The organism is Curtobacterium sp. MMLR14_002, assembly GCF_001864975.1.
Lineage (GTDB): Bacteria > Actinomycetota > Actinomycetes > Actinomycetales > Microbacteriaceae > Curtobacterium > Curtobacterium flaccumfaciens.
On record NZ_MJGT01000035.1, the window covers coordinates 45,578 to 52,497 of the forward strand.

The 6,920-nt window shown below is 67.3% G+C and carries 6 protein-coding genes; 2 read left to right on the forward strand and 4 right to left on the reverse strand.

The features are described 5' to 3' along the window. Nucleotides 1-134 precede the first annotated feature (134 nt). On the reverse strand, nt 135-1,322 hold the full coding sequence (locus BIU91_RS03430; RefSeq protein ID WP_139196545.1) for an McrC family protein: 1,188 nt from the start codon (nt 1,320-1,322) through the stop codon (nt 135-137). Between the two features lie 22 nt (nt 1,323-1,344). After that, the gene (locus tag BIU91_RS03435) at nt 1,345-3,471 is read right to left on the reverse strand and encodes an AAA family ATPase (protein WP_171907767.1); all 2,127 of its coding nucleotides are present in this window, start codon (nt 3,469-3,471) and stop codon (nt 1,345-1,347) included. Nucleotides 3,472-3,609: 138 nt separating this feature from the next. On the opposite strand from BIU91_RS03435, the gene BIU91_RS03440 reads away from it, so the two are divergent. After that, nucleotides 3,610-4,875 (forward strand): hypothetical protein, encoded by a 1,266-nt coding sequence (locus BIU91_RS03440; RefSeq protein WP_071404223.1) that lies wholly within the window; start codon nt 3,610-3,612, stop codon nt 4,873-4,875. A 76-nt stretch (nt 4,876-4,951) separates the two neighbouring features. On the opposite strand, the gene BIU91_RS18065 is transcribed toward BIU91_RS03440, so the two are convergent. Then, a complete protein-coding gene (locus BIU91_RS18065; protein WP_084740495.1) occupies nt 4,952-5,155 on the reverse strand; it encodes an HTH domain-containing protein in 204 nt (67 codons plus the stop codon). A 91-nt stretch (nt 5,156-5,246) separates the two neighbouring features. Then, on the reverse strand, nt 5,247-6,179 hold the full coding sequence (locus tag BIU91_RS03450; RefSeq protein ID WP_071404225.1) for an NADP-dependent oxidoreductase: 933 nt from the start codon (nt 6,177-6,179) through the stop codon (nt 5,247-5,249). Nucleotides 6,180-6,318: 139 nt separating this feature from the next. Between BIU91_RS03450 and BIU91_RS03455 the strand changes: the two genes are divergently transcribed. Further along, nucleotides 6,319-6,897, forward strand: a complete 579-nt coding sequence (locus tag BIU91_RS03455) for a hypothetical protein (protein ID WP_071404226.1) — start codon at nt 6,319-6,321, stop codon at nt 6,895-6,897. Nucleotides 6,898-6,920: the final 23 nt, after the last annotated feature.

The window sequence follows — 6,920 nt, forward strand, 5'->3', positions numbered from 1 at the left end:
ACCTTCTCTAGTCACTTAGTAGTCGGATCGGCGAGCCCAAGCCCGGAGAAATCCCCGCAACCAGTGTGTTTTTGAGGAAACCGCGGGGGTTCACGCTGGCGTTACCTGTGGGTTTTGAACCCAAGGGATCTCCGTCAGGTGAGGAGATGAGGTTTGGAGGAGCGAGTCATGCACGCCGCAGCAAGCGCGGCTGTGACGGCGGCAAGAGCGGCGACTGCCCTGGACGTAGAGAGTTCAAATGTTGACGTGTCGAGGTCAATTGCCAGCCGTCGCACGGAGGGCCCCTGGACCACTCGGACCGAAGGCGACTCGGCTCCTCCAGCCGCGTACACGACCCACCCCTCCCCCAACCCGAACCTCCGGCAGTACGCCGCCATCTGGTACAAGTCGGCGTTCGGGTACTGCCCGTGCTTCTCCACCTTGTACTTCACATCGATGCACGCCCGTACCTCTCCGTCGACGAGCCACAGGAGGTCAGGCGCGATCTTCACCGTGCCCTCGACGTCGAGCGTCGACTGGTACTGCGACACCAGCACTCCCCCGTACGGCCTGAACGCCTCTCGTAGTGCAGCCGAGACAAAGTCCTCGAACACCGACCACATGTCGACGAGGAATCCCGACGCGACGACTGACCCGGCGCGTTGCTCGACCGACGACCCTGACAACACGAGGGACGACAGAGCCAACGCGGATGAGTACCGCGCGTTCCGTCGATCCTGTCGGACCTCGGGCACCGGCGCCCCGACGGGGAACACCGACACTTCGTCGAGCACCCGCACGATCCGCCGCAGCGCCCCGAGCACATCGGCCGGCACACCTGGCAGTCGCAACAACCGCGTCGCTGCGGCCAGCAGTACCTGATTCTCGGCGATGTCCTCGACGTAGTCGTCGAACGACACCTCGACCGGCAGCGGCTGCCCACCCCGCCGTGTCAGCTGGTCTCCGATCCGCCACCGACCACGCACGAGCGGCAGCGCATCCTCGCGCGTGACGTACCCGCGAAGCGGCCCTCCGGCCAACGCCCGCGAGGCCTGCCGCACGAACGCTTGCGCCAACGCCGGCACGAGGTCATCGTCCTCCTCGAACCCGAAGTCGTCCTCCGTCCAGATCGCACTCCCGGCGCGGGCGTACCCGAGCATCGCGAACAGCCGCCGCACCGGCGTCTTCGGCTTGAGCCACACCGTGTGCCCGGCGATCCGCACGACGCCGACCTTCCGCACACCACTCACGCGGTACTCGTCGGCGCCGAGCGTCGGCGCGACCGTCGCGATGTTCGCTGACGCAAGACCGACCGCCACCGCGCGCGGCAGCTGGTGCACCACCGGCTGGTCTGCTTCCCGCAGCTCAATCGTCGACGGAAGCACCTTCGGCCCCGTCCGCAGCGTCGCGCGTCGCCTGACGACGCAGCGTTACCAGGCCATACCGCGCCTCCAGGTCGACGCCTTCGCCGTAGTGGTGCTCCGCCAGGAGCGGCAGGATCTCGTACCGCCACACGTCCTGCAGACCGGTCCCGGCGAGATCGCGCATCAGGAACGATGGCCCCACCTTGGCATCGTGGTCCTGGATCTGCGCGTTGAGTCGCGTCAGCAGCGCGGCACGGTCGTCCTGGAGGCCCTTGGTCGCAGCCCAGCGCGACAACACGTTCTGCACGGGCGCGCGTTCCGGGTGCAGTTCGACGAATGCGAATCGGCGACGCATTGCGGCGTCCAGCATCGCGATCGAGCGATCGGCCGTGTTCATCGTGCCGATGACGAAGATGTTGCTCGAGAGGGTGAAGGGCTCGTCGCTGTAGAGCAGGGAGATCTCGCTGTCGCGGTACTCGAGCAGGAAGTACAGCTCGCCGAACACCTTCGCGATGTTGCCGCGGTTGATCTCGTCGATGACGAGGAAGTAGTTCGCCTCGGGGTTGGCGGCGGCGCTGTCGGCGAGGCGTCGGAGCGGCCCCTTCCGGAGGCTGAAGGCGAGGTTGCCGCTGTCGTCGTTCGCGACGGGGCGGAAGCCCTCGAAGAAGTCCTCGTACGAGTACGTCGGGTGGAACTGCACGATGGTCGTCTCGCCGTCGGTGCCGTCGGTCACGTGCTTCGACAACGTTTGGGCGAGGAACGTCTTACCGGTTCCCGGAGGGCCGTAGAGGATGACCTGCTTGCGGCGCTCGATGAGATCGAGGGTGTCCTGCAGCCAAGGTTCGGGCATGTGAAGCTCGGCCGCGAGCTCATCGTTCACGCGGGTGAACGGCACGCGGACATTGAGCTTCGGGTCGGGGATGACGGGACCGGGACCCGGGACCGTGAAAGGCACCGGCTTCGGCGGCGTCGAGATCTTGTGCCGCCATCGCGGCGCCAGCGGTTCCTTGTAGAACAGCGCCGGCCCCTTCGCCTTCTGTTGGAGCGCGATCGTGATCCGCTGGAAAGCCTCGTCCGGGTCATCCTCCATCTGTCCCTCGACCTCGCCGGCGAATGCGCTGCGGATCGCCTCGCGGTCGTCACTGGAGACGACCTCCCCGAAGAACCCGGGGTGCACGAGCAGGAGCAGCTCATTGCGCTGGATGGGCAGGGGTGTTCCTGGCAGCGCCGAGACGACATCTCGCCACGCCGTGGGGTCGTCGAGCGCGTGGTCGCGCTCTTCCTCACCGAGCCGGAGCCACGCGTCGACGCACTCGATGAGGATGGACGTCGCTGCGAACATGTGCCCGGAAATGCCCTGCCCGGGATTGAAGGACCACGAGCGGAATGCCTCGTCGATCTCGGCCGGGATGGTGACGGGGTGCTCCATCCGGTCGAGCAGGAACGTCACGCGCTCCCGCTTCTTCCGCTCCCCGGGTTGTTCGAGTGGCAGGACCTGCCAGCACAGGAGTTCCGCCATGAGGAGCTTCGCGTCGTCGCTCGCGCCGTCGAACTGGGTCGTGAGCTTCTCGAGGAAGACAGCGCCGTCGACCTCCGGCCGTCCGATGAACCGCTCGCGGAGTTCCGCGACGACGTTGCTGCGCCAGACGCCACGGCCAGGAGCGAAGACCGAGTCGAGCTGGCGGAGCCCTCGGTCGACGAAGATGGCGCTCGTCGAACGGATTGTCTCGGCTCGCCAGTCAGGCGGGACGATCTCCGTGGCGAGCCGGAGCTGAAGGTCCTCCTTGCGCTGCCGGTCGAAGTCACGCTGGCGCGTGTTGAGGACCGCGCCGAATTCCTCGATCGGAACGTCGGACGCACTGTGCTGCCGACCGAGGTCGGTCACGCGCCATTCACCGCGGCGTGGCTTCTCCATGAAGCCCGCGTTCACCATCGTTGACGATCCCCAGAAGAAGTCGGAGTCACCGACCGGCTTGCCCTTCGTGTTCGGCGCCAGCTCTTCGTCTTCGAGGGGGATGCGCTCGAGGACGGCGTTCCACACATCCAGGCGTCGGGCTTCTCCACCGTTGCTGTCGAGGTAGCGGAGTGCTTCCTGAAGTCGTCGGAGTCGGTTCTCTGCTCGAGACACTGCTGTTCCCCTCATCGTCACGGCTGCGGTGCCGCTCGCACGCCATTCTGCCGGTCGCACTCGACACGACGGCGTTTCGAGAGCATTCATCACCCCTTATGATCAGCTCACCCGACCCGCGACGAACACGGAGCACACATGACCGACGAGATCGACGTGGTGCGCGACGAAGACGGCGTGACGTTCTTCGGCTCAAACACGGCCATCGAGCGCTTCCTCTCCGCGAACGACCTGCCCTCGCGCCAGTTCGATCTGCCCCGCCTGAGTCAGACGCTCAGCGGTGCGTCCGGCGCAGCCAACGCTGCCGCACAGGTGGCGGCGGGGTCTGGCCGATGGGTCAAGCTGACGAAGGAGTCCGCGAAAGCGCTCGACAAGTTCTCCGCCATGAAGGGGTCGAGTGCAGGCGTGAGCCGCGCCATCGTCACCGAGAACGGGAAGATCAAGAACATCCTCGAGTTCACCAAGGTGAGCTCCATGCTCACCAGTCCCGCGATGCTCACCGGGGTCGCCGGCATCATGGCGCAGCTCGCCATGCAGCAGGCGATGGACGAGATCACCGACTATCTCGCGAAGATCGACGCGAAGCTCGACGACGTGCTCCGGGCGCAAAAGGACGCCGCCGTCGCCGACCTCATCGGAGTAGAGCTGATCATCAACGATGCCTTGCGCGTCCGCGACCGTGTCGGTCACGTGAACGCGGTGACGTGGTCGAAGGTGAACGGGACGGAGTTCACCATCGCTCGCGCGCAGTCGTACGCGCTCCTGCAACTCGACGCCCTGGCTGAGAAGCTCGAACGCACTTCCAAGGTCGGAGAACTTGCCGACGTGACGGAGAGCGCCGAGCGAACCGTGCACGAGTGGCTGGCAGTCCTGGCGCAGTCCTTCAAGCTTCAGGAAGGCGTCGCGATCCTCGAGCTCGATCACGTGCAGCTGACCGCTCCGGGGGACCTCGATCACCACCGGGAGTCACTCCGCGACACCCGCCTGTCACGCCGCGCCTCCATCACGCAGCGCACGGAGACGCTCCTGGGTCGGATCGACGCGGCAGCACGTGTGGGAGACGTTTCGGTGGTGATGCACCCTCTCGACTCCCGCACAGTCGTTCGTTCGACGAACGCTGTCGCCGGCCAGGTGATGGCGTTCCACGGCGGGATGGGTATCGAGGGTTCACGTACAGAGCTCGAGTCGAAGCGGTGGCGCGCTGCCTTCGGAGATGCGGCCGAAGATGCACGGGACCGGATCGTCGAAGGTGGCACCGACGGGGTCGAGGTGGCGCGCAAGCTCGGAGGCAGCGCGCTGGAGCAGGCGAGCACCACTGCAGAGGCCGTGTCCGCTCGTCTCGGCGTCTGGGCGAACAAGCTGCGTCGACGACCCGATGACGGAGACGCCGGCGACGCTCGCTGAAGTCGGACAGAGGGCCCTTCCGGCGCCGCTGCGCCGAGGCGGTTGCAGTGACAGGAGGGCCCGCGCCGCGCGCGCTTCACCGAACAGCGATGTGGCTCGCGGTTCGATGGAAGAGCTGGTGGTAGTTCCGCGCTCGTGCACTCACTTGCCCGGCGAGCAGCGCGTGGCCGTCCTTCCGTCGGTACAGCTCTCGAGCATTGATGGAGTCCGCGATCTCACGGCTCGTCATCGGCGCGCCGTTCTCACGGAGTACCTCGATCATGGCTTCGTGCAGGGTCACATGGCCATCATCGCGCGTTGAACACCCAAGGCCAACGGAAGGCACGGCACCAACCCGCACCGCGCCTCCCGTCCATCACACCAGCGTCAACTCACCAAGTGAGCACGAACCGCCCCCGCGTCCCCCCGGCCTCCAATCGCTCATGCGCTTCCACAGCCCGCGCAGCCGGCAGCACCTCGGCGACCCGCGGCGTCAACGTCCCGCTCTCGACGGCATGCCGCAGCTGCTCGAGCTTGTCGAATGACCGGTACTCCGAGAACACCATGATCTGCACGAACTCGATCCCCCGAGCCCCGTTGCCCTGCCACCCCCGCACGTCGAAGAAGACTCCCCCGTCGCGAACGGCGTCGACGACCTCGTCGCGCTGCACAGCAGCATCGGCGAGCGCATCGACCCCGTCCGGCACGAGCTCACGGACAGCGGAGGCGAAGGAAGCACCCCGTGGCACCACGTGGTCCGGCCCGAGCGACCGGACCAGAGCCTCGTCCGCCGGAGCAGCATCCGCGATCACCGTCAGCCCGGCGGCCTTCGCCAGCTGCACCACGTAGTTCCCGAGCAGCCCGGCAGCCCCGGTCACGGCGAGCGTCTGCCCCGGCGCGAGCGAGGCGTGCGACAGGATCTGCAACGCCGTCAGCCCGTTCATGGGCACCGTGGAGGCGAGCGGAAGAGACGTCCCGCGAGGGATCCGCGTGAACGACCCCACCGGAGCGACGAGCTCCTGCACGTAGGCGCCACCGTGGGCGCTGAGCGGCAACGCCATCGCCATGACCTCGTCGCCGACCTCCCATCCGGTGACGTCGGGCCCGACCTCGTCGATGACGCCGGCGGCGTCCATCCCCGGCACGTACGGCGGCGAGGCCTGCGAGCTGTCCCGCTGCCCGGCACGCACCCCCGTGTCGGTCGGGTTCACGGCGAACGCCTGCACCCGGATCCGCACGGATCCCGCACCGGCGTGCGGCTCCGGCGCCTCGTGGACGGCGAGGGCCTCGGGCCCTCCGAACTGTTCGACTCCGACGACCTGCATCCTCCCGGTCTACGCGCACGTTGCTTGACGCAACCTGACGCGACCACCCCACGGCCTGGAGGCCCGGCACCACCCCGCCCCGCGCCTCCCGCCCGTCAGGGGGTGCGGTCCACGGCACGTGGTGCGCCATGCTGGCACCGTGCGTTTCGACGAACTCCTCACCCGGTCCGACGGTCCCGTGATCGCCGAGGAGCTCGCGGCCCTCCGCCGACCCGCCCGGTACGTCCTCGAGGGCATCCACCAGGAGTCGCGGCAGAAGTTCTGGCAGTTCCGTGTCGACATCGACGAGGCCGCGCAGACCTGGACCCTCGATCGGTCCGACGGTGAACACTCCAGCTTCCGCGAAGGGGTTCTGCACGACGACGTCTACCCCGGCGGCTCGATCGACGCCTCGTTCGACCGCAGCACCACGGACGCACCCGTCGTCCGGATGGCCGTGCCCGACCTGATGCTCCGATGGGGACGAGGCTCCGAGAGCTTCCACCCGATCCTGGTCCAGCACATCGGCGAGCACTCGATCCTGGTGACCTTCGAGCACCGCGGGGACCCGGCGACCCGCGGGACACTCGTGATCGACGAACGCGACGGCCTCTCCCGCCGCTTGTCGGAGTACGGCGAGGACACGATCATCACGAACGTGCGGACCGCCGAGCCGGACGAGGTCCTGCCCCGCGCCCGCTTCGTGCAACCGACGGACTGGATCCGCCCGCAGTACTGAAGTCGTGACGGTTCTGGTTCGCG

Bases quoted from the DNA above. Each gene is read 5' to 3' on its own strand.
- BIU91_RS03440 (WP_071404223.1), top strand. From the start codon at position 3,610: ATGACCGACGAGATCGACGTGGTGCGCGACGAAGACGGCGTGACGTTC.
- BIU91_RS03450 (WP_071404225.1), bottom strand. From the start codon at position 6,179: ATGCAGGTCGTCGGAGTCGAACAGTTCGGAGGGCCCGAGGCCCTCGCC.